Origin of the sequence: Shewanella sp. VB17 (assembly GCF_013248905.1) — a bacterium.
Classification (GTDB): domain Bacteria; phylum Pseudomonadota; class Gammaproteobacteria; order Enterobacterales; family Shewanellaceae; genus Shewanella.
Map to the genome: position 1 here is coordinate 2,687,471 of NZ_JABRVS010000001.1, position 22,278 is coordinate 2,709,748.

The 22,278-nt window shown below is 41.2% G+C and carries 16 protein-coding genes and 3 tRNA genes; 16 read left to right on the forward strand and 3 right to left on the reverse strand.

Going from position 1 to position 22,278, the window contains the following annotated elements:
- Positions 1–195 precede the first annotated feature (195 nt).
- The 6 genes from HQQ94_RS11550 to HQQ94_RS11575 all read left to right on the forward strand — a co-directional run bounded on the left by HQQ94_RS11550 (position 196) and on the right by HQQ94_RS11575 (position 6,896).
- Positions 196–2,139, forward strand: a complete 1,944-nt coding sequence (locus HQQ94_RS11550) for an ATP-dependent DNA helicase RecQ (RefSeq protein ID WP_173294562.1) — start codon at positions 196–198, stop codon at positions 2,137–2,139.
- A gap of 158 nt (positions 2,140–2,297) precedes the next feature.
- Positions 2,298–4,073 (forward strand): DUF885 domain-containing protein, encoded by a 1,776-nt coding sequence (locus HQQ94_RS11555; RefSeq protein WP_173294563.1) that lies wholly within the window; start codon positions 2,298–2,300, stop codon positions 4,071–4,073.
- A 157-nt stretch (positions 4,074–4,230) separates the two neighbouring features.
- Positions 4,231–4,911, forward strand: coding sequence for a response regulator transcription factor (locus tag HQQ94_RS11560; protein WP_173294564.1), 681 nt, complete (start codon positions 4,231–4,233; stop codon positions 4,909–4,911).
- 143 nt (positions 4,912–5,054) lie between these two features.
- Positions 5,055–6,182: a carboxypeptidase family protein gene (locus HQQ94_RS11565; RefSeq protein ID WP_173294565.1), complete on the forward strand. Its 1,128-nt coding sequence runs from the start codon at positions 5,055–5,057 to the stop codon at positions 6,180–6,182.
- A 115-nt stretch (positions 6,183–6,297) separates the two neighbouring features.
- On the forward strand, positions 6,298–6,615 hold the full coding sequence (locus HQQ94_RS11570) for a zinc ribbon domain-containing protein (protein ID WP_173294566.1): 318 nt from the start codon (positions 6,298–6,300) through the stop codon (positions 6,613–6,615).
- Positions 6,612–6,896, forward strand: coding sequence for a YeaC family protein (locus HQQ94_RS11575; protein ID WP_173294567.1), 285 nt, complete (start codon positions 6,612–6,614; stop codon positions 6,894–6,896). The genes HQQ94_RS11570 and HQQ94_RS11575 overlap by 4 nt, the downstream gene beginning before the upstream one ends.
- A 42-nt stretch (positions 6,897–6,938) precedes the next feature.
- On the opposite strand, the gene ansA is transcribed toward HQQ94_RS11575, so the two are convergent.
- Both ansA and sppA read right to left on the reverse strand, forming a co-directional pair.
- Positions 6,939–7,952, reverse strand: coding sequence for an asparaginase (gene ansA / locus HQQ94_RS11580; RefSeq protein WP_173294568.1), 1,014 nt, complete (start codon positions 7,950–7,952; stop codon positions 6,939–6,941).
- A 170-nt stretch (positions 7,953–8,122) separates the two neighbouring features.
- Positions 8,123–9,964, reverse strand: coding sequence for a signal peptide peptidase SppA (gene sppA / locus HQQ94_RS11585; protein WP_173294569.1), 1,842 nt, complete (start codon positions 9,962–9,964; stop codon positions 8,123–8,125).
- Between the two features lie 165 nt (positions 9,965–10,129).
- Between sppA and HQQ94_RS11590 the strand changes: the two genes are divergently transcribed.
- The 3 genes from HQQ94_RS11590 to HQQ94_RS11600 all read left to right on the forward strand — a co-directional run bounded on the left by HQQ94_RS11590 (position 10,130) and on the right by HQQ94_RS11600 (position 13,861).
- Entirely contained in the window at positions 10,130–12,145 is a 2,016-nt protein-coding gene (locus HQQ94_RS11590; protein ID WP_173294570.1) for an FAD-dependent oxidoreductase, read from the forward strand.
- Between the two features lie 168 nt (positions 12,146–12,313).
- Positions 12,314–12,589 carry a hypothetical protein gene (locus tag HQQ94_RS11595; RefSeq protein ID WP_173294571.1) on the forward strand — a complete coding sequence of 92 codons (276 nt, stop codon included), beginning with the start codon at positions 12,314–12,316 and terminating at the stop codon, positions 12,587–12,589.
- Between the two features lie 351 nt (positions 12,590–12,940).
- Positions 12,941–13,861: a manganese-dependent inorganic pyrophosphatase gene (locus HQQ94_RS11600; RefSeq protein ID WP_173294572.1), complete on the forward strand. Its 921-nt coding sequence runs from the start codon at positions 12,941–12,943 to the stop codon at positions 13,859–13,861.
- A 121-nt stretch (positions 13,862–13,982) separates the two neighbouring features.
- On the opposite strand, the gene HQQ94_RS11605 is transcribed toward HQQ94_RS11600, so the two are convergent.
- Positions 13,983–16,427, reverse strand: a complete 2,445-nt coding sequence (locus tag HQQ94_RS11605) for a Lon protease family protein (RefSeq protein ID WP_173294573.1) — start codon at positions 16,425–16,427, stop codon at positions 13,983–13,985.
- A gap of 354 nt (positions 16,428–16,781) precedes the next feature.
- Here HQQ94_RS11605 and uvrY point away from each other — a divergent pair, with 354 nt between their 5' ends.
- The 7 genes from uvrY to HQQ94_RS11640 all read left to right on the forward strand — a co-directional run bounded on the left by uvrY (position 16,782) and on the right by HQQ94_RS11640 (position 22,228).
- Positions 16,782–17,426 (forward strand): UvrY/SirA/GacA family response regulator transcription factor, encoded by a 645-nt coding sequence (uvrY, locus tag HQQ94_RS11610; protein WP_173294574.1) that lies wholly within the window; start codon positions 16,782–16,784, stop codon positions 17,424–17,426.
- A 20-nt stretch (positions 17,427–17,446) separates the two neighbouring features.
- Positions 17,447–19,279, forward strand: coding sequence for an excinuclease ABC subunit UvrC (uvrC, locus tag HQQ94_RS11615; protein ID WP_173294575.1), 1,833 nt, complete (start codon positions 17,447–17,449; stop codon positions 19,277–19,279).
- 44 nt (positions 19,280–19,323) lie between these two features.
- Entirely contained in the window at positions 19,324–19,881 is a 558-nt protein-coding gene (gene pgsA / locus HQQ94_RS11620) for a CDP-diacylglycerol--glycerol-3-phosphate 3-phosphatidyltransferase (protein WP_173294576.1), read from the forward strand.
- A 184-nt stretch (positions 19,882–20,065) separates the two neighbouring features.
- Positions 20,066–20,141, forward strand: a tRNA-Gly gene (locus HQQ94_RS11625).
- Between the two features lie 43 nt (positions 20,142–20,184).
- Positions 20,185–20,258, forward strand: a tRNA-Cys gene (locus HQQ94_RS11630).
- An 89-nt stretch (positions 20,259–20,347) separates the two neighbouring features.
- Positions 20,348–20,433 (forward strand) — tRNA-Leu (locus HQQ94_RS11635).
- Between the two features lie 190 nt (positions 20,434–20,623).
- Positions 20,624–22,228 carry a hypothetical protein gene (locus HQQ94_RS11640; protein ID WP_173294577.1) on the forward strand — a complete coding sequence of 535 codons (1,605 nt, stop codon included), beginning with the start codon at positions 20,624–20,626 and terminating at the stop codon, positions 22,226–22,228.
- Positions 22,229–22,278: the final 50 nt, after the last annotated feature.

Here is a 22,278-nt window from a genome sequence, read left to right on the forward strand (position 1 = left end):
TTTGTGTATTAGCTAATCAAATCGTCTTTTTTTAAATCGTTAATTATGATGAATGATAATTTTTATCAACCTGAATGTTATGCTTACTTTATTTCAATATGAAATAATAAACGTATCAGATAATAGTCTTCTTGCTTAAGTAGACCTCTATTGGCACTATTGAGTGTCTCATTATTTTTTCAGCAGGTTTCTTACGTGCAGCAATTATTGCAATCCCATTTTGGTTTCAGTGAGTTCAGACTTGGTCAAGAACAAGTGGTCCGTACCATACTTGAGGGCCACAGCGCCGCCGCCATATTTCCCACTGGCTCGGGAAAATCATTGTGTTATCAGCTTCCGGCACTCTGTTTACCTCATTTGACCATTGTAGTGTCTCCTTTACTTGCGTTGATCCAAGATCAAATAGGGTTTCTTAAGAGTAAAGACATTCCTGCTGCGAGTATTGATTCAACCCAAAGTCATGATGAAACCAATGATGTGATGAGAAGAGCACGAACCGGCGAGTTAAAAATCCTAATGATCTCAGTGGAGAGGCTAAACAACGAGCGATTTAGGCAGTTTATCAGTGAGATCCCTATTTCGCTTTTAGTTGTCGATGAGGCCCACTGTATTTCGGAGTGGGGACATAACTTTCGACCTGATTACCTTAAACTTCCTCGGTATCGACAAGAGTTGAATATTCCTCAAACTCTGCTGTTAACAGCGACAGCGACGCCTCAGGTCATTCAGGATATGGGCAACAAATTTGGGATCGACACTGACAATGTGATCTTAACAGGTTTTTATCGCCACAATTTACATTTGGCGGTTAAAGGGCTATGCAGTGATGAAAAAATAGATTACCTGTTTAAATGGTTACAAACTCGGTTACATTATGCTGGGATCATCTATGTCACCTTACAGCAGACAGCGGAGCAGGTTGCTGCACATCTTAACGCTAGAGGTATTCAAGCTAAAGCTTACCATGCTGGCATGAACCATGAAATACGCCAGTCTATACAAGATGAGTTTATGTCAGGTGCACAGGGCATTATTGTGGCCACCATCGCTTTTGGAATGGGTGTCGATAAAACTGACATTCGTTTTGTGGTGCATTATGACTTACCTAAATCCATTGAAAACTATGCTCAAGAAATAGGCCGATCAGGACGTGATGGTGGTGATGCAGATTGTTTGGTGCTCGCTAATGGAGACAATTTAAGCACATTAGAGAATTTTGTGTATGGTGATACTCCAGAGCCTAGTGGTATTGCCGTTGTACTAAAAGAGATCGGTAAAGCGGTGGCAGGAAATACCGGTTCGGCATTAGCTCAGTGGGAAGTGGTGCTAAACAGTCTTTCCAATCAATCAAATATTCGACTCCTATCGTTGAAGACCTTGCTGGTGTATTTAGAGTTACTTAATATTATTAAACCGACCTACAGCTATTTTGCTGAATATAAATTCAAGTTTCTTATGCCGCAAGCTGAGATTATCGAATATTTTAAAGAGGAAAGGCGGGATTTTATCCGTGCCATATTGACCACTGCCGATAGAGCAAAAATCTGGTTTAGTATTAACTTTGATGCATTAAACCAGCACTATTCCAGTGATAGGCAAAGAGTGTTAACCGCGATTAATTACCTTGATGAGAAAGGGATGATTGAATTGCAAAGCAAGCAGATGACTCAGGTTTATCAAATAGTAGAGAGTCATTTTGATGAAAAAGCGCTTACCGCCTCACTGTCGCACCGTTTTACAGATAAGGAAACCAGTGAAGTCGCCAGAATCAATCAATTGGTGACACTATTAACGTCAACTCAATGCTTAAGTCGTCAGCTTGCTCACTATTTTGCTGATGATCAGATGACGACAGATTGTGGCGTTTGTTCTGCTTGCTGTGGTGAGCCGGCGATACTTCCCCCTGTGCCGTACCAAAAACCACTGGATGATTATGAGGTTGATCAAGTCTGCTTGAATGCAGTCACTAAGTTAGGTGATGCTTGTACTCCTGTTTTGATCGCTCGCTTTCTATGCGGTTTACCCACCCCATTGTTTACTAAATTGAAGTTGAGATCTTGTCAAGGTTTTGCTCAGTTTGAGAAGTATCGTTTTGCTGATGTTAAATGTTGGGCACAAGGACAGCTAAGAGGACGCTGATGTGCGAATTAAATCGATTGGACATGAGGTGTACAGATAGTGATTTATTAACAGGGCCCTTATTACGCAATCTGTCTGAGTTGATACAGATAATATAGCCACCATCTTTATCTCGAGCGTTATATTAACGAGCTCAAACGAATAAAATTAGGAAGAGTATGAAAAAAGCAAGATTACCCTTGATGATTGCCTTGACATTTTTCGGGCTCACAGCCTGTCAACATCAGGATCTCAGTACGCCAATAGTGCCTGTAACAGTGAACAAAGAGAACGTTAGTTTTCGTCAATTTTCTTCACATTTCTTGAGTGATTTTTGGCGGGAGTCCCCCACCTGGGCATTGTACAGCGGCTATCACAAATATGATGGTGTGTTAAAAGTTCCTAATGAGCCAAATCGCGCGTTATCCATTGCGTTTAATAAGCAAGAACTGGCTAAATTAGCTCGTTTTGACTTAGCCACATTGTCACCTAACGAACGTATCGATTACCATTTAATTAAGGATCTGTTAACGCGTGCTCTATGGGATATCACGACATTCAAATCTTGGCAGTGGGATCCTAGTACTTACAATGTCGCTGGAGGATTTGCTCAGCTTATTAATGAAGATTTTGCTCCCCTTGATTCTCGACTTCGCTCTGTACTTGCGCGACTTAACAATGTACCTGCTTATTATGAAGCGGCACGGCAAAATATTGTCAACCCGACATTGGAGCATACGCAATTAGCATTAATGCAGAATCAAGGGGCATTATCTGTGCTGGATGATAATTTGCTTGATTCAGCAAAAAATTCAGGACTCACAACAGCAGATAAATTACTATTTGAAAAAAGAATTAATTTGTCTATTTTGGCTATTACTGAACATATTGAATGGTTATCAACTTTAGTCACTAAATTAGAGCAACAAGGAGCGCGGAGTTTTAGAATTGGTGAAGAACGCTATGAGCAGAAGTTTTCGTTTGAGATCCAATCGGGTATGAGTGCTAAGGCGCTGTATGAAAAAGCCCTTGAAGATAAGACAAGAGTTCAGGAAGAGATGGCTAAGATCACATCTCAGTTATGGTCTACGTATTTTGATACCCATCAACCTAAAGATCAAAATAAAGCGACGCGCCAGTTGATCGATAAATTGTCAACCAAACATGTTAAGCGTGAGAACTTCGTTGATGAGGTGAGGGCACAAATTCCTGAGCTAATAAAGTTTGTTAATGAGAACAGCCTAGTTAGCCTTAATCCAGAAAAACCATTAGTTGTTCGTGAAACCCCTACCTATATGCGTGGTTTTGCTGGAGCATCAATTAGCGCACCAGGTCCCTATGAAAAGTCGAGTAATACTTATTACAATGTGACACCACTGGATGCTATGGATGATGAGGCTGCCGAAAGCTATTTACGTGAATATAACCATTGGATTTTACAGGTGCTGAATATTCATGAAGCGATCCCGGGTCATTATACTCAATTGGTATATTCAAATGAGTCCCCTAGCATGATTAAAAGTCTATTTGGTAATGGTGCCATGGTTGAAGGTTGGGCTGTGTATACCGAACGTATGATGCTTGAAGAAGGCTATGGTCATTTCGAGCCTGAAATGTGGCTGATGTATTACAAGTGGAATTTACGTGTCATAGTGAACACAATCCTCGATTACAGCATTCATGTGAAGGGGATGACTGAGCAAGAAGCAATGAGCTTGATGACAGAAGAAGCATTCCAGCAGACAGCTGAAGCTCAAGGAAAGTGGAAAAGAGCGACGCTTAGTCAAGTGCAGTTAACCAGTTACTATTCAGGGTATCGTGAGATTTATGATTTTCGTGAGGAGCTCAAAAAAGTAGAAGGAGATAAGTTTGATTTAAAGACTTTTCATGAGCATTTTTTACGTTATGGTAGTGCGCCAGTTAAGTATATACGACAGTTAATGCTCGACGAGTAATCTTTTTTGTTTTTAGTGATACCAGTGTTGCGACAAATGAACTTTTTATTGGAGATCTTACTCGCAAATTTGACATTTATAATAAAAATGACTAGCGATTCAACTTTGCTTATAGTAGTGTTTATGATAATTGTTCGTATTTGCATTTAGGGTCGGGATGAACAAAGTACTTTTGGTGGATGATGACGTCGTTTTTAGAGCGTTATTAGAGCAAGCACTCGAAGAAGAAGGTTATCACGTTGTCTGCGCTGAAGATGGCATGATGGCATTATCAATATTAGAAAATGAAAAGCCTGACATTATTTTACTGGATATTATGATGCCAAAATTAGACGGTTTTGGTTTATTGTTAGCACGAAAAGAACCGATCCCAGTGATTATTATTTCTGCCATCGACTGTGAATATGATAGAATTAAGGGCTACGAATTAGGGGCTGATGACTTTCTTATAAAACCTTTTAATATCAAAGAATTGCTAGTTAGAATTTTGGCATTGCAACGTCGTGTTGATTTGGTTCGTTCAGAGCGAATTGGATTGGTTGAGCATATTCAAGATGACATTAAATTTGATGATATGCAATACTGCGTCTCTATTGCTACTAAGAAGGTGTTACTCACTCAAACAGAATTTAAATTATTTAAATATTTGTTTGAGCGAAAAGGTGAGGTGATCACTAAACAAGAGTTGCAGCGTAGTGTATTACAAAAAGAGCTTGGTAGGTTCGATCGAAATTTAGATATGCATATCAGTAATACCCGCAGAAAACTGGCCGATATAGCGTTACCTAAAACGTTAATCAACACCGTTAGAGGCCAGGGTTACAGCTTTGCATCTTAGTGATGTAAAGCTGATGGTGTTTGGGTCCTTAATTAGGTCATTTTTTACTTTTCGGGCTGCTCTGCGGCGCATTTTCGTTTATCCTATAGCGTATCAGACAAGCTATTAGTGGCTTATTGTCATTGATAATATAAGGAATTGTTATGCGGATCAGCGCCAATTTTGATGGTGGTAATATTGAAGTTATCAACCAAGATAATATTAAAGATGTGCAACTGGCTATTCGTCCCGATGTGGGTGATGAATTTTTTCAGTGGTTCAATTTTCGTTTAGAAGGTGAAATAGGCTGTCAATATCGGCTGAATATTGTCAATGCTGATTTAGCTTCTTACCCTGCAGGCTGGGATAATTATCAAGCCGTGGCAACCTATGATAGACAACAATGGTTTCGTCTTCCTACAGTATATAAAGAAGGGACGCTCAGCATTGACGTCGAGCTAGATTGCGATTCGATTCAAATTGCTTATTTTGCCCCCTACAGTTACGAGCGTCATCAAGATCTCCTCGCGTCAGTTCAAATTCATCCATTAGTCAGCCTTGAACATTTAGGGTTAACGTTAGACGGTCGTGATATGACGTTAATTAACGTCGGTGATAATGATGAGTCTAAAGCGAATATTTGGATCACAGCTCGCCAACACCCTGGTGAAACCATGGCTGAATGGTTGGTTGAGGGCTTGTTAAATAGCTTGTTAGATGGTGATAATGTTAACGCTAAAGCGCTGCTCGATAAAGCTAATTTTTACATTGTGCCTAATATGAATCCAGACGGTAGTGTTCGTGGTCATCTAAGAACCAATGCTCTCGGGGTTAATTTAAATCGAGAATGGCAACATCCATCTTTGGAAAAGAGTCCAGAAGTTTATTATGTGACTCATAAGATGAAAGAAACAGGTGTGGATTTGTTTTATGATGTACACGGTGACGAAGCGCTTCCTTTTGTTTTTCTTGCAGGCTGTGAAGGGATCCCATCGTATGACGAGTCTAAGGTTAAACTGCAGAAACAATTCGTCGATGCATTATTATTAACCAGTGCTGACTTTCAAACTGAGTTTGGCTATGATAAAGATGAACCGGGTAAGGCGAATATGACCGTTGCTTCCAATTGGGTTGGCGAAACATTTTCTTGCCTGTCAAACACATTAGAGATGCCGTTTAAAGATAATGATAATATGCCAGATCAGATGACCGGTTGGTCACCTGAGCGATCTATGTATTTCGGTGAGGCTTCTTTGATTGCTATGTTAGCAGTCGTTGATCATTTACGGTGATGGATCGCAGATCTCCTCAATTATTTCGACATGCAAAATTGTGTATGTTTACATCATTTTGGGGTATAGCATGAGTTCAGTAGTCATTAAGCTAATCAGTTTTTGAGGGGATGTGATGGCGTTGATTGAATGTTCAACTTGCAATAAACGGATCTCAAGTAAAGCAAGCCATTGCCAATATTGCGGTTGCCATGTGTCAGAAGATACCGAGCTTGTGAGTAAAATCTCTCACATCAAACGTTCGAATCAGCTGATTAATCATGGATTATTGTCCATGTCTGTGTTTATTGCAGGTGTAGTGGTGTGGTGTTGGGGTGGCGAGTCAGCCCAAGGTTTACGCGCTTATATTGGCAGTGCCTGTTTTGTTGTTGGCTTTGTTGGTTACCTTATCACTCGCTTGCGGATTGTGATACATAAACGGAAAAAAGTATGAGTGAAGAAATTAATAAGATGATTGATGAGATGCCAGAGCTTGTCTATGAGCGACTTCGTGGTGGTGTTGAACTGGGAAAATGGGAAGATGGTACGGTGTTATCGCCTGCACAACGTGAATCGACTCTGCAACTGGTTATGCTATACCAAGCAAGAAGACTCAATCAAACTGATCATTTCACGATTAGTCGTGGAGGGGCGCTAAACGAACTGTCGAAGTCTGAGCTTAAGAAACAGTTTAAAGGTGAGGCTATCGCCGAGTTTAAAGAGAAAGATTTGTAAAATAGATGAGAAACCTAGGAATAAACTCCTAGGTTTTCTCTGTTAATCCTCGGTTAATTCACCGACTAAATCTTGCTGCATCGCGGTTCGAACTTCATCGGGTGTCAAAGGTTTAGATAGCAAATAATGTAATTTAGCCAGTGTCGCTTCAGTGGTCATGTCTGATCCACTTATCACCCCAGCCGCTTCTAAAGCATGACCGGTTGCATAGCCTTTCATGTTGACCTTACCTTGCCAACATTGTGTTAGATTAACAAGTATAACCCCTCTGTTGGATGCATCAGAGAGCACCTTTAACAGCGCGGGATTTTTTGGTGCATTCCCTACTCCATAAGTCAGAATAATTAACGCTTTAACGGGTTGCTGTAAAATATTTTCAATGATATCTGTGGTGATCCCTGGGTAGAGGGTCACTACGCCAATAGGCTGTGGGCTAATCGTTGCGACGGCTAGCTCTTTTGGGCCTTTGGTGGCTATCACTCCGGCTTTTAACCGAATTTTAATACCCGCATCGACTAACAAAGGAAAGTTGGGTGATGCAAAAGCACCAAATCCATCAGCATGTGCTTTTGTGGTTCTATTACCTCTGAACAATTTATTGTTGAAAAATAAAGATACCTCAGCAATTGGATAGTTTGCGGCGATGTAAAGCGAGTTTAATAAGTTAGTTTGTCCATCAGATCTTAACTGTGCCAATGGGATCTGTGATCCTGTCACTATGACCGGTTTTGAAAGTCCTTGCAGCATAAAGGAAAGGGCTGAAGCGGTAAAGGCCATGGTGTCAGTGCCATGCAAGATAACAAAGCCATCATAAAGATCATAATTATCTTTGATGTCATTGGCGAGCCTTTGCCAATCGGTGGGGGCCATATCTGAAGAGTCAATTAAAGGACTGTATTCATGTATGACAAAATTAGGCATTTCATCATGGTAAAACTCAGGCATAGATTTAACACAGTCGGTGAGAAACCCTGCGATGGGTGCAAATCCTTGCGCCGTTTTTTGCATACCTATGGTGCCGCCTGTATAGGCAACGTAGATGGAACGTTTTGTCATGATGAATGTCTAGTTAACATTGATTGACCGCAGTATACTTGTTTGAGTGCCTTTGCCCAATGATAAAACCAAATAAATGGACATGAGAATGGGGGGAATGGTTGAGTATGAACATTAACAAGCCCGAGAAATTATCGTTTCATCGGGCTGTAGAGATGAAATGTCAGTGGTTACAAATTACAATTGTCGCATAATAAATACATACCGTTGGGATCATCGAAAGCATTAAAGTCATCGATAGCACTTGACCATTGAGACAATAGTTGCGTGATAACGGAAGTATTGTCTGCCGTTACTGATTGTGGCAAGTAGGCGCTAGCTGATGACATTATTTCTTTGATAAACAATTCTTGTGGTGTGAGTTCTTGTTCAATGAGTTCACTATCATAATGGTCGAGTTTAGCCATTTCGGCAGCTTTTGTGACTGCTTGCTCTAGATCGCCTAATTCGTCAACAAGTCCAAGTTCCAGTGCTTTTCGTCCTGACCAAACTCGGCCTTGAGCGATGCTGTCAACATCATCAATACTCATGTCACGTTCACTGGCGACTAAAGAAATAAAATCGCGGTAGCCGCGTTCAATATGACGTTGAATAACGGCTTTTATTTCAGGGGTTAACCCTTTGGTCACCGACATTCCTGCCCATTGTGATGTCGCGACGCCATCAGTGTGAACACCAATACTCGACAATGAATCTTCAAAAGTGGTGAGCATCCCAAATATGCCGATAGATCCCGTTAAAGTCGTTGGGGTGGCGTAGATATAATCTGCACTGGCAGAAATCCAATATCCGCCTGATGCGGCGTAGCTTCCCATACTAACCACCACGGGCTTACCTGCGGTTTTTAGTGCTATGACTTCTTGTCTTATTTGTTCTGAAGCAAAAGCGCTGCCACCAGGGCTATCGACTCTTAATACTACCGCTTTAATATTATCATCAAAACGAGCCTTCCTCAGTAAAGTCGAGGTACTTTCTCCCCCTATTTCCCCTGCGGGTTGGTGACCATTAAGGATGGTGCCTTTAGCGACGATGATGCCGACAGTATCGCTGTTTGGCAGCTGAGGAGGTAAGGTGATTAAGCTTAGGTAGTCATAAAAATTGACGTGTTTATAACGATGACCTTCTGCTGAAGCTCCCACTAACTCAAGCATATCGAGTCTAAAACCCTCGGCTGATACTAATTTATCGACCCAGCCCATGTTCAGCGCCATTTGAGCTGATTGACCTTCTGCTTTATCGAGTTCATCAATATAACGCTGCGCTGTTAATACTAAATCTTCGCCAGTCATCTTGCGATTCTGAGCGACGACCGTTTGGTAGCTATTCCACATATCTGTTAGTAGGGCTAAGTTGGCTTCTTTTGCCGCTGGGGACATATCATCTCGGATAAAAGGTTCAACCGCAGATTTGAATGTACCGACACGAAAGATGTGTGCATTAATCTTCAACTTATCGAGTGCGGATTTATAATATTGTCTGTAACGACTTAAGCCTTCCATTTCAACAGCCCCTTGGGGGTTTAAGTAGATGGTGTCGGCAAAGCTTGCGAGAAAGTATTGATTTTGCCCATACCAGTTAGCTTCAGCAATGATGGGTTTGCCAGACTCTTTGAAACGGCTGAGTGCATCACCGATGGACTGGAGTTTACTCACCCCAGTCCATTTTAGGTTACCAATATCCAATATTATGGATGAAATACGAGTATCTTGTGCTGCGTTATCAATGGCATTAAGCACATCAGCAAGTAATATTTCCCCTTCAGTGTCGTGACCGTTTTCCATGGCTGTTTGTATGGGATCAACGGGTCTTTGTTGTTCAACGATAGCGCCTGATAGATCTAACACTAATGCCGATCCGGCTTCTATTTCTACATTATCATCAATGCTGATCGAAACGATAATGGCGATAAGCAGACCGAAAAAAATAACATTCAAAATTAACTTTCTTACACCGTTTAGGGTTCTCCATAGGAGCCGAGACATTCTTTTTACTAATGAGGGGTTAGCGGGCATGATCCAATCCTTTATTTCGTTAATATGACTATGCTAACTGAAAATGCTGCGATAGGGAAAATCAATTGTAAAGGGATCTGTTCATGATTGTGCCACAACTTAGTTGAGCTTAGATAAAACAAGAGGTATGCTAATTTTAATCACTTGTTTTAAAAGGATGTTTGAATGTCGTTTCCGCATTTATTAGCCCCCTTAGATCTGGGCTTTACAGCGTTAAAAAACCGTGTACTGATGGGATCTATGCATACTGGCTTAGAGGAAGAGAAAGGCGGGTTTGAGAAACTCGCACAATTTTACAAAGAGCGTGTTGTAGGAGGCGTAGGCTTAATTGTCACTGGTGGGATCTCGCCTAACTTACGTGGACGTTTAGCCCCTAATGCTTGTCAGTTAAGCTTTCCATGGCAAATAGGCAAACATCAAGTTGTGACGAAAGCGGTACATGAAGCTGGTGGAAAGATTTGTATGCAACTTTTACATGCTGGCCGTTATGGTTACCATCCTTTTTCCCAAGCACCGAGTAAAATTAAATCCCCTATCACCCCCTTTACCCCTTCGGCGATGTCTGCTAGGCAAATTTGTGGGACGATTAAAGATTATGCTTCTTCGGCTGCGTTATCCCAAAGAGCGGGATACGATGGTGTTGAGGTGATGGGATCAGAAGGCTATTTGATTAACCAATTTGTCTCTTCGCGTACCAATGTTCGTGAGGATGAATGGGGAGGAAGTTTTGCAAATAGAATCAAGTTTCCATTAGAGATCGTCCGTAGTATTAGACAAAAAGTGGGTGATGATTTCATTATTATCTTTAGATTATCCATGTTGGATCTTGTTGACAATGGTTCAAGTTGGGATGAAGTCGTTGAGTTAGCAAAATTGTTAGAACGTGCTGGTGTCACGATCATGAATACCGGGATTGGTTGGCATGAAGCGCGAGTACCGACAATTGCCACCAGTGTACCAAGAGGGGGATTTGCTTGGGTAACAGAGCGCCTTAAGCAAGAAATCACGATCCCTTTAGTGGCAACGAATCGCATTAATACGCCTGACATTGCGGAACATATTCTTGCGTCAGGTCAAGCCGATATGGTCTCGATGGCCAGGCCTTTTTTAGCAGACGCCGATTTTGTTAACAAAGCCCAAGCAGGGACACCTGAGCTTATCAATACGTGCATTGGGTGTAATCAGGCCTGTCTTGATCATACCTTTGCACTTAAACGCGCGACGTGTTTGGTTAATCCTAGGGCATGCTATGAAACGGAACTCAATTTTACGCCGACGATGAAAAAGAAACGTATCGCTGTGATGGGAGCTGGCCCTGCAGGGATGGCATTTTCCGTTTATGCGGCAATGCGTGGACATGATGTGGTGTTATTTGAAGCTAAATCGGAAGTGGGTGGGCAATTTAATTTGGCTCGTAAAATTCCTGGTAAAGAGGAATTTGATGAAACCATACGTTACTTTATTCATCAGATGGCATTACATCATGTTGAGTTGCGTTTAAATACACGACTTGATGCCACAGTGGTAAGAGATGAGCCATTTGATGAAATCGTGATGTCATCAGGTGTTGTGCCGAGAAAAATAGCGCTTCCTGGCTTTGATAACCCTAAAGTGGTGGATTATCAACAAGTACTTAACAATGAAGTCTTACTGGGCGAGCGCGTTGCCTTGATTGGTGCGGGTGGGATTGGTTTTGATATGGCCCATTTTCTTTGTGAGCCAGAATCTACCACACTGCAACCTGATAAATGGTTAAAACAATGGGGGATCGATAAGGAATACTCTGAACGTGGTGGGCTAATGGCCCCGGTTGATACTAGCGCACATCGTGATATTTATTTATTGCAACGTAAAAAAAGCAAAATGGGTAAAGGGTTAGGTAAGACCACTGGTTGGATACATAGGCTGGTACTTAAGAAGCATCAGGTTAAGATGAGAACGGGCGTTAATTACCGTCAATTTGACGAGCAAGGGTTACACATAACAGTGGATGAAAAAGATGAAATTTTGCCCGTTGATAATGTCGTCTTGTGTGCTGGGCAGGAGTCAAATAGAACATTACTCGATGAGATGAAGGCGACTGGATTACCTGTCCATTTAATTGGCGGTGTCGATGTTGCCGCGGAGCTGGATGCTAAGCGGGCCATACGTCAAGGTGCTGAACTGGCGATTAAACTATAAAGTGCGACTAAGCCAGAGAAGGGACTCTGGCTTTCACCACCCCCTTAAATTCCACCCTTTTCAGTTTTCGCTCATCTTTATGTTGACTCTGATATTTCGTCATCACAACAGATAGCGTGCTAAATCCTCATTGGCTTGCTATTATAAACATGGCTAAAAGGGGGAATAATGAAGTCTAGTCTCGATAAAATGCTTGCTAACCATAACAAACTCATTCACACGGAAGGAGTGAAGATCACTTCTCATACTCAAAGGGAAGTTGAAGAGTGGGTTCAACATACTGTTATGATAGAAGGATGTGATGTTCCTTTTAAGTTTAAGCGGCCGAAAAAATTTCGATGCCTTAAGGGTAATAAAGTCAACATGACCTATTATGCTGAACAAGAAAAAGTAGCAGGATTTGAGATTGAAGTGATGAAAGTCGTCAGAATCAAGCGCTTTTAGCACAATCAATGAATTACCGTGATAAAAATACCCTGTGCACTTCACGATAAGCATACCAGTGAATGCGTATATCAATTGTCCTCAAATGTTTGAGTAAAACTGCTTTGCTGATAAATGATAACTACGTTGTTTGGTTATTTTCTTATGATGTGTGCTCATTTACCCTACCGTTGCGAGTTTTACGCCTTTGTTTACAGTTAATCATTTTCAAAATCACTCAATTTGATAGAATGTATAATTAGTCCAGCTATTTCATATTTTCAGCTTAATCACGTCTCGACATGCCGGATCCTGCATCTTGAGGTGGTTTAGCTCTATGTGTATCTAGTTGAATATATAGGAGAGTTATCAATGTCAGTTTATGTTGTGGGACATAAGATCCCAGATTCAGATTCAATTTGTGGTGCGATTGCACTTGCTTACTTAAAAAATCAGATCAATGAGCCGGCAATTGCGGCTCGTTTAGGTGAGTTATCACCTGAAACAGCGTTTATTTTAGAAAAATTTGGATTTGAAGCACCAGAGTTTAAGACAAGCTATGCGGGTGAAGAAGTGTATATTGTCGATCACTCTGAGTTAACTCAGGCGCCGGATGATATTGCTCAAGCCACCATTGTTGGTATTGTTGATCACCATAAGTTGGGTGACTTGACCACATCAACCCCACTTGAGTGTTGGATCCGTCCTGTCGGTTGCAGTAATACCATTATTAAGATGATGTTTGATTTCCACAGTGTCAAAATCCCTAAAGACATCGCGGGTATTATGCTGTGTGCGATTTTAAGCGATACGGTGATTTTTAAATCTCCAACTTGCACCACGGCTGATATTAAGTGTGTGGAAGCTCTGGCTGAAATTGCTGGGATTGAAGATTTTAAGGCGCTTGGGATGGATATGTTCAAGGTCAAATCTGCCGTTTCAGGAACGTCAGCACGGGATCTTGTGATGCGTGATTTCAAAGATTTTAACATGAATGGCAAGAAAATTGGCATTGGCCAGCTAGAAGTCATCGACTTATCAGTGTTTGACAATATTAAAGCTGAGCTTGAAGCGGATATTCTTGCATTAAAAGCCGAAGGTGAGCGCCATAGCGTGATTTTGCTGTTAACAGATATCATGAAAGAAGGATCTGAGTTACTAGTTGTCAGTGATGATGCAAGCTTAATTGAACGTGCTTACGGTAAAGTTTGTGTTAATGATAGAGTGTGGCTTGACGGTGTATTAAGCCGCAAAAAGCAGATCGTGCCACAGTTGCAAGCAGCACTGGTGTAAACCAAGTATGTTTTGATCGTTTTTTATTGAGTTTATTGATAAAACCTCAGCAGCATTCGCTGAGGTTTTAGTTTATGGCTAAGGCAGTAAAATGCTTGTTCCTTTACTCGATAATGAGTACCTAATGGTTACTATGTTGTATTTCTACAGTCTTAGCTGATCTGAGTAAATTTAGTCGTGACTGAGCCATACCAAAGATGGAGTCACTTGGATGCTCAATCTGGGTGTTGGTCTTGATAACATTGTTCATGTTTGTATTGAGCCCTGCACTGCACCCCATCAATATTTCTATTGCCTGAGTGATATTGTCGATTGCCCAGATACTAAATTGCGCTTTTTTAATCGCGTCAACAATATCGCTGCGTAGCATTAAGTTTTGCACATTTGATTTAGGGATAATAACCCCTTGAGTAGGGCTACGGCCTTTAATTTTACAGACATCGAAGAACCCCTCAATTTTTTCATTGACTCCCCCAATGGGCTGAGCTTCACCGAATTGATTCATTGATCCCGTAATGGCAATATCTTGTCGGATAGGCAATTCTGAGAACGCTGAGATGATGGCGCAAAGTTCAGCCATTGTCGCACTGTCACCATCGACGCCTCCATAAGATTGTTCAAATGTGATATGAGTCGTAAGTGGGATCTTTGCTGTTTTACCGAGGATCGATGCTAAGTAAGCTGAGAGGATCATCACTCCTTTTGAGTGGATACTGCCGCTTAAATCAACTTTACGTTCAATATCGAATACTTTGCCTTCGCCAAAAGAGGTTGTCGCTGTAATGCGGTTAGGCGCACCAAATTGATGATCTGAGGTACTAATAACCGACAATGCATTAACTTGACCGATAACATGATCTTGGGTGTTGATGAGTGTGGTGCCATTAATAAAGCTTTGCATGATATTGTCTTTAAGGCGGCAAACTCGTAATTCATGATTATGCAGTGCTTGCTCTACATGGCCTGAGCGGATCATATTGGCATTCATCGCTCGAGCGCAATAATTAGATTCGCGCAAAAGGTTGGCGATATCGGCAGAGTGTAACGAGAGCTTATTTTGATCGCCGGCCTGACGTGAGCTGAACTCGATGATCCGTTTGATGGCATTTCTATCACAATGCAGCATTTTATTGCCATGGATGATACTGGAAATAAATTGAGCGTACTGAGCCTCGGACTTATCGGTTCGTGGCATCTCATCTTCAAAGTCCGCAGTTACCCTGAAAAGTTCACTGAATTCGGGATCATAATGCTGCAGCAGCTGGTAGGTATGATGATCCCCAAATAGAATAATTTTCACATCTAAAGGAATGGCTTCAGGATCGAGGGAAATCGTTCCTGATAGGGTGACCTCTCGTTCCAGAGAACTTAAACTGAGTTTGCGTGAACGCAGTGCTCGCTTAAGCCCATCCCAAACATAAGGTTGATCGAGTACTTTCGCCGCATCTATCATGAGGACCCCTCCATTAGCCTTATGTAAGCTACCTGGGCGGATCAATGAAAAGTCAGAAAAGATGGTTCCTTTAAAAGTTGCGTTTTCTATATAACCAAAAATGCTATGGTAATTGGGACTTTCTTCAATAATGATCGGCATTACACCTTCATCTTGGTGGATCAATACATTGATTTGATAGCGACGTGGCATCTTTTTATCCAAAGAAGCGTAGGACAGTGCCAGTTGTTCCTCATTCTCTTCAAGAAAGAGATCCAAATTGTCTAATATATCCTTATGCATCGCGATAAGATAATTTTTCACCGCTGGTAAATGACTGTACTTATCTTTTAATTTATTGGATAAGTGAGACATAACATCTTGTGCAACCATCTCGTCTTGTTTTTGTTGTTTATCAGTATAGTCTTCTTCCCAGACCGTAAACTTTCTGACGATGACACGCAGTTTTGATTCCAGCGCGGTAATATTGGCTTCTAGTGTATCTTGCTGTTTTCGAGGCAGCATTGAAAAACGTTCTTCAGTATAAGGCTCATCACCATCCATCGCCATTAACTCATAACTACCTTGAGGAGTGATGGTTAAACTAATGTTGCATGCTTGTGCTTCTTTGGTCAGATCTTGCAATGCTTTTTCTTGTTTGTTGGCTAAGAGTCCTTTTAGTTTTTCTGCTCGAGAATAATACATTTCGTTATCAAAGGCTAAAGGCAGGGCTTTCACCAGACGCAGTATTAATTTTTCAACATCTTTTTTAAATTCATTGCCTATGCCTGCAGGCATTTTAAGCATTTTAGGCGTTCTGGCCTCTTCAAAATTATTGACATAGCACCAATCATAAAGAGAATGGGCTTGTCCATCTGGAGAGTGTCGGTTCAGGTAGCGCATCACCATGGTGCGTTTGCCTAAACCATTTCGTCCAATGGCATAGATGTTATAGCCTTTGTCTTTCATCGACATCGCAAATTCAACGGCCTGTTGTGCACGTTCCTGACCGACGATTTCATCGAGGGGAGTTAAGTGTTTAGTGGACTTACATTCAGGCGCAAGATTAGCGAGTACAGATTGACGGTAAACTTGGTCACTGCTTAGAGGGGGAATTATCGAGAATGTAGACATAGGGAGAACCTCGTATATGACGCTAGATGGTTTCAGTGTAGGCCTGAAGATTTTAAATTTCAGTAGTTAATTTCGATAGTTAACCAATTTATTTACATTTGGCGTTTGAACGGCTGTTTTATAAACAATTTGATGCTTGAGTGGCATTAACCTTAACCTTGTTCAGTCACTGTTAGAATACAGTAATATCAGATACTTGGTTGTCAATTTTTTTATACAAATTGTGGGTGTAAATTGATTCTGTAACGATATGATAAATACCGCTTTCCTATTATTGGTATATGGGCTAAATTACGTTTGATATGATGTTGGATCGAGCCTGTTCCATACGCTTACCTCTAAGGTAGATTTGAGTTGATTTCTGTATATTTAGTCGATGATCATGAATTAGTTAGAACGGGGATACGGCGTATTCTCGAAGATGAGCGCGGAATTAAAGTGGTCGGTGAAGCAGGCAATGGTGAAACTGCTGTTCAATGGAGCCGAAATAATGAAGCTGATGTCATATTGATGGACATGAACATGCCTGGGATTGGTGGGCTGGAAGCGACACGAAAAATCCTAAGGTATCAACCACATGCCAGAATCATTGTTCTAACGATCCATACTGAGGACCCTTTCCCGACTAAAGTGATGCAAGCAGGTGCCTCCGGGTACTTGACCAAAGCTGCGACACCGCCAGAAGTATTGCAAGCCATTCGACAGGTTGTCCATGGTCAGCGATATTTATCACCTGAAATAGCACAACAAATGGCCTTAAGTCAGTTTAATCAGACGGCTGAAAATCCATTTAAGTCGCTTTCTGAGCGTGAGTTACAAATCATGATGATGATCACAAGTGGTGAAAAAGTAAGTGATATCTCCGAGCAGCTCAATTTAAGCCCCAAAACAGTGAATAGTTACCGTTATCGATTATTTGCCAAATTAGGGATTAGCGGTGATGTTGAACTTACCCGTTTAGCGATCCGATATAAAATGTTAGATACAGGCCAGTTTTAACCCTTGTTAATTTGAACATTATGTCTGATCAGTTTGATTCAAAATCATTTTTGAAAAGTGTCTCTTCGTCACCGGGTGTTTACCGAATGTACGATAATGAAGGGAAAGTGATTTATGTTGGGAAAGCAAAAGATCTCAAGAAGCGGCTCACTTCGTATTTTAGGCAAAACCTTCCTAACATAAAAACCAAGACATTAGTGTCACACATCGTCAATATTGATGTCACTTTGACGCACAGCGAAACGGATGCTTTGCTGCTTGAAAATGACTACATCAAGCAATATATGCCTAGGTACAATGTCTTACTTCGTGATGATAAGTCTTATCCCTATATACTACTTAGCGATCATCAGCACCCAAGGCTTGCTTATCATCGTGGTCCTAAGCGACATAAAGGCACGTATTATGGGCCTTATCCAAATGGGGGAGCGGTAAGAGAAAGTTTGCATTTGTTGCAAAAAATTTTTCCAATCAGACAATGTGACGATGTGTATTATAAATCGCGCTCTCGGCCTTGTCTGCAATATCAGATCGGTCGTTGTAGTGCACCATGCGTCGGCAAAATAAGTGATGAAGAATATTCAGCACAAGTTAAACTGGCAAATTTATTCCTCAAAGGTCGAGATCAATGGGTGATGGCAGAGCTTGTTTCCAAGATGGAATTATCGGCTCAATCGTTAGCGTATGAACAAGCGGCGAAATTTAGAGATCAAATCGCCGCGTTAAGGAGAGTGACTGAGCAGCAGGAGGTGTCTCATGCATCAGGAAATATGGATGTCATCGGTGCTTATTATGCATCAGGTGTGGCTTGCTTTCATTTACTCTTTATTCGTGACGGTAAAATATTTGGTAGTCGAAGCTATTATCCTATCGTACCGGCAAAAACGGAATTAGACGAAGTATTGAGCTCGTTTATGCTGCAGTTTTATCTTAATGCCGATGTTCAGCGAACGATCCCTAAAGAAATACTATTGAGTCACGATTTTGCTGATCTCGCTACGTTAGAGGTTGCGATACAACAAGCATTAGAGAAAAAAGTCGAGATTAAAACCAAGGTCAGAGCCGATAGAGCCAAATTTTTAAAATTAGCATTAACCAATGCCACTAATGCGGTCAATACTCGCTTATCCCATAAAAATACGGTTGAGCAGCGATTTTTACTTTTAGAAGAAGCGATTGAAATCTCCAGTGCAATAACCAGAATGGAATGCTTCGACATCAGCCACACGATGGGAGAGAGTACAGTCGCTTCATGTGTTGTGTTTAACCGTGAAGGACCTCATAAAGCAGAATATCGTCGATACAACATCAATGGGATCACCCCAGGTGATGATTATGCAGCCATGAAGCAAGCGATCACCAGACGATTTGATCATATTGACAAGACTGGTAAAATTCCTGATATCCTGTTTATTGATGGTGGGATAGGGCAATTAAGGATTGCTCAGGAAATCGTGGATGAAAAGTTTGCTCAGCTAGATATCGCACCTTTATTAATCGGTGTCGCAAAAGGAGAGGGGAGAAAACCCGGTTTAGAAACCTTAATATACGGAGAAAATGAACACGCTTTTACATTACCTTCTGATTCTGGTGCTTTACACCTTATTCAGCACATTCGTGATGAATCTCATCGATTTGCAATAACCGGTCATCGTAATAAGCGTCAAAAAACACGCAACACGTCAAGCTTAGAGTCCATTGAAGGAATAGGACCAAAACGGCGCAAAGCATTACTGCAATATTTAGGTGGAATTCAGGAAGTGAAAGGTGCCAGTGTGTCTGAATTGGCAAAAGTGCCAGGTATTAGTGTAGAAATGGCACAAACGATACATGATTCATTGCGAGGGTCATAAAATTAAGGCAAGATTGACTTAGCTTTTAACATTTTGGTTTTCTCATGCCGTTTAATATACCTATCGCGTTAACTTTATTCAGGTTGGGCTTATTGCCTGTGTTTGTTGTTATTTTTTATCTGCCTTATTCTTGGTCACCTTTCGCTGCAGCATTTGTATTTTGGTTAGCAGCAGTCACAGATGCTCTTGATGGATATGCGGCGAGAAAGCTAAAGCAATCAACCCGTTTTGGGGCTTTTTTGGATCCGGTTGCTGATAAAATCATGGTCACTACTGCCTTGGTTCTGCTTGTTGATCAGTACAACAGTATTTGGATGACGCTACCTGCATTGTTTATGATTGGTAGAGAGATGGTTATTTCAGCACTGAGAGAGTGGATGGCTGAGATAGGTAAGCGTGGCTCAGTGGCGGTATCTTGGATTGGTAAATATAAGACTGCGGCGCAAATGACTGCCATTACAGGATTAATTTGGCACCCTCACGAATTCGTGACTTATGCTGCTTATGCCTTATTTTATGTTGCAGCTGTACTCACATTCTGGTCAATGATGAATTATATCATGGCTGCTTGGAGTGATTTAACCGCCGAATCGAATGATTAAAATGCAATAAGGCCATTTAGTGTCCAAGCAGTTATTTATTGTGATATATACGATTGACTCTTGGCGCTAAATCGGTAGAATGCCATTCCGCAGTCAAGGGAAAGCTTATTAGCATAACTTAATCTGCAGTTTGGCATAACACTATAGAGTGAATTTTCATAGATAGTGTAAGAGATATAGAGATGCGACATTAGCTCAGTTGGTAGAGCGATACCTTGCCAAGGTATAGGTCATCGGTTCGAACCCGATATGTCGCTCCAATCTCTATTTTAATAAAATTAATGCTGAACAATAAGATTAAATGGCGCGATGGCAGAATGGCTATGCTGCGGATTGCAAATCCGTCCATCTCGGTTCGACTCCGGGTCGCGCCTCCATATTTAGACATTGATGAGTGTTACTTTGATTATTAAGAGTAATGCAGTATTAACTACCGATAATACGTATTGTCAATATCAACGAGTTTGCCCGAGTGGTGGAATCGGTAGACACAAGGGATTTAAAATCCCTCGCTGAATAAGCGTGCCGGTTCAAGTCCGGCCTCGGGTACCATCTTCATCTTTAAGATGAGCAATAAGCCCTGATTTTTATCAGGGCTTTTTTGTGCCTGTTTATTTTATCTATTTGGGAGGTTATTCATTACATTTATCCCTCAGTGTTAATTAAATAGATTTTTATGTTCTTTAAGTTGTTAGTAAGTTATTATTCTTGCTCAATTAAATATAAAGTATACAAGGAATGTATGAACAAGTTTACTTCACTTATTCTATTAACGTTTTCACTGTTGTTATCTGGCTGTGGTGGTTCTAGTAGTGAGGGCGTGACGAGTACTCCTAAGAATGATCCCGTCATTACCGATACTCCACCTCCCGTTATTACCAATGATCAAGCCCCGGTTATTACGCTGAGCGAGCATCAACAAGCGCAAGGTGGTCAAAGCATGATACTGATCGCCAGTGTCAAAGATCCTCAAAATGATAAGGTCACGGTTGAGTGGCAAGCTGAAAATAATGATATTAGGTTTTCAGATAAAAAAAGTTTAACCACCACGTTAACTCTGCCAGACGTCACCACGACGTTGATGACGATGATCACCTTGACCGCCACCGACAGCGGTGGTAATCAAAGTAAACAGACATTGAAACTGACCATCGTCCCTAACGATGTCGACAAGCCCACTGTGTATATTGAATTATTAGATAAAGTAGAAAGTATTTCAGGGAATGTGGTCACGCTCAGCGCCAAGTTGACCCATAACGTTGCCATCGATGCCATTATTTGGGATTTATCCTCACTCGATATTACTGACACTGAGCAGACTGAAGCCGTTAAAGATAACATCACTACCTCAACAGTGACCTTTACCGCCCCTAATGTGAATAAGTTAACCGAATATCCGATTAAGCTGACGGTTACCACAGATAAAAAGGCTGAATTTAGTCAAGAGAGCCGTCTGTTTGTCGCCCTTGATAATAGCAATGAATTAACGGTGAGTTTGCCTGAAAACATTGAAATTAACGAATATGCGAGCACAGAGGTGACGCCGACAATTAACAGTACCCAAGTGATTGATTCATATCAGTGGCGCTGGATATCGGATCATAATGCATCGCTCAGCTTAATCACCCCAAAAAATAAGATACTGAGCGTATTTGTTCCTGCTACTGAAACCGATATTCAAGGGCAATTGCAATTAACCGTGGTGAGCGGAGACGTCAGCCGAACGGTGACCACAGAGGTGAGTATCAAAAATACTGCGGTCATAAGTGATGTAACCCTTAGCGCTTCAAGGCTGGTTGCAGTAAAAGGGCAACAGATAGTCCTGAATGTGATGACAGACAATCCCGAGCAGATCAAAGAATGGTCTTGGGAAGTGGATAAAACTCAAGGAAGTGATATCACTGAGAGCAAACAACAATTCGAAATCACTGTCCCAAAAGTTAGTGGTCAGCAAATCATGAGTATTGTTTATCGAGCCACCTTGATCGATGGCCGAGAAGTACAGAAAGTAGTCAATATTACTCTGCTTTCAGAATGGACGGGGAGAGATTCATTTACTTATGACAGCTTCGGTTACACATTACATGATATTGATGCCGGGAGCCCACAAACTGTTACCCTTACTTTTAAGGATCCACATCATCTAGTTGATGTAATGACTCTTGAACAATTGGATTTACTCGATAAAGTCGAATTAATACGAGCAGAGGATCAAGTCATTATCGTGTTACAAATCAATGAAACCTCTACTGTTGATCGTTTTGGAGTTATTCGTTTAAAAGTAGTTTATGGCGATTATAGTATTCCACTTTCTATTTTATTAAATATTCGGGCTGCTAATCCATAATTATTCACTTTATTGAGTCAACATAAATCAATAGCAGACCGCAGCTGGCG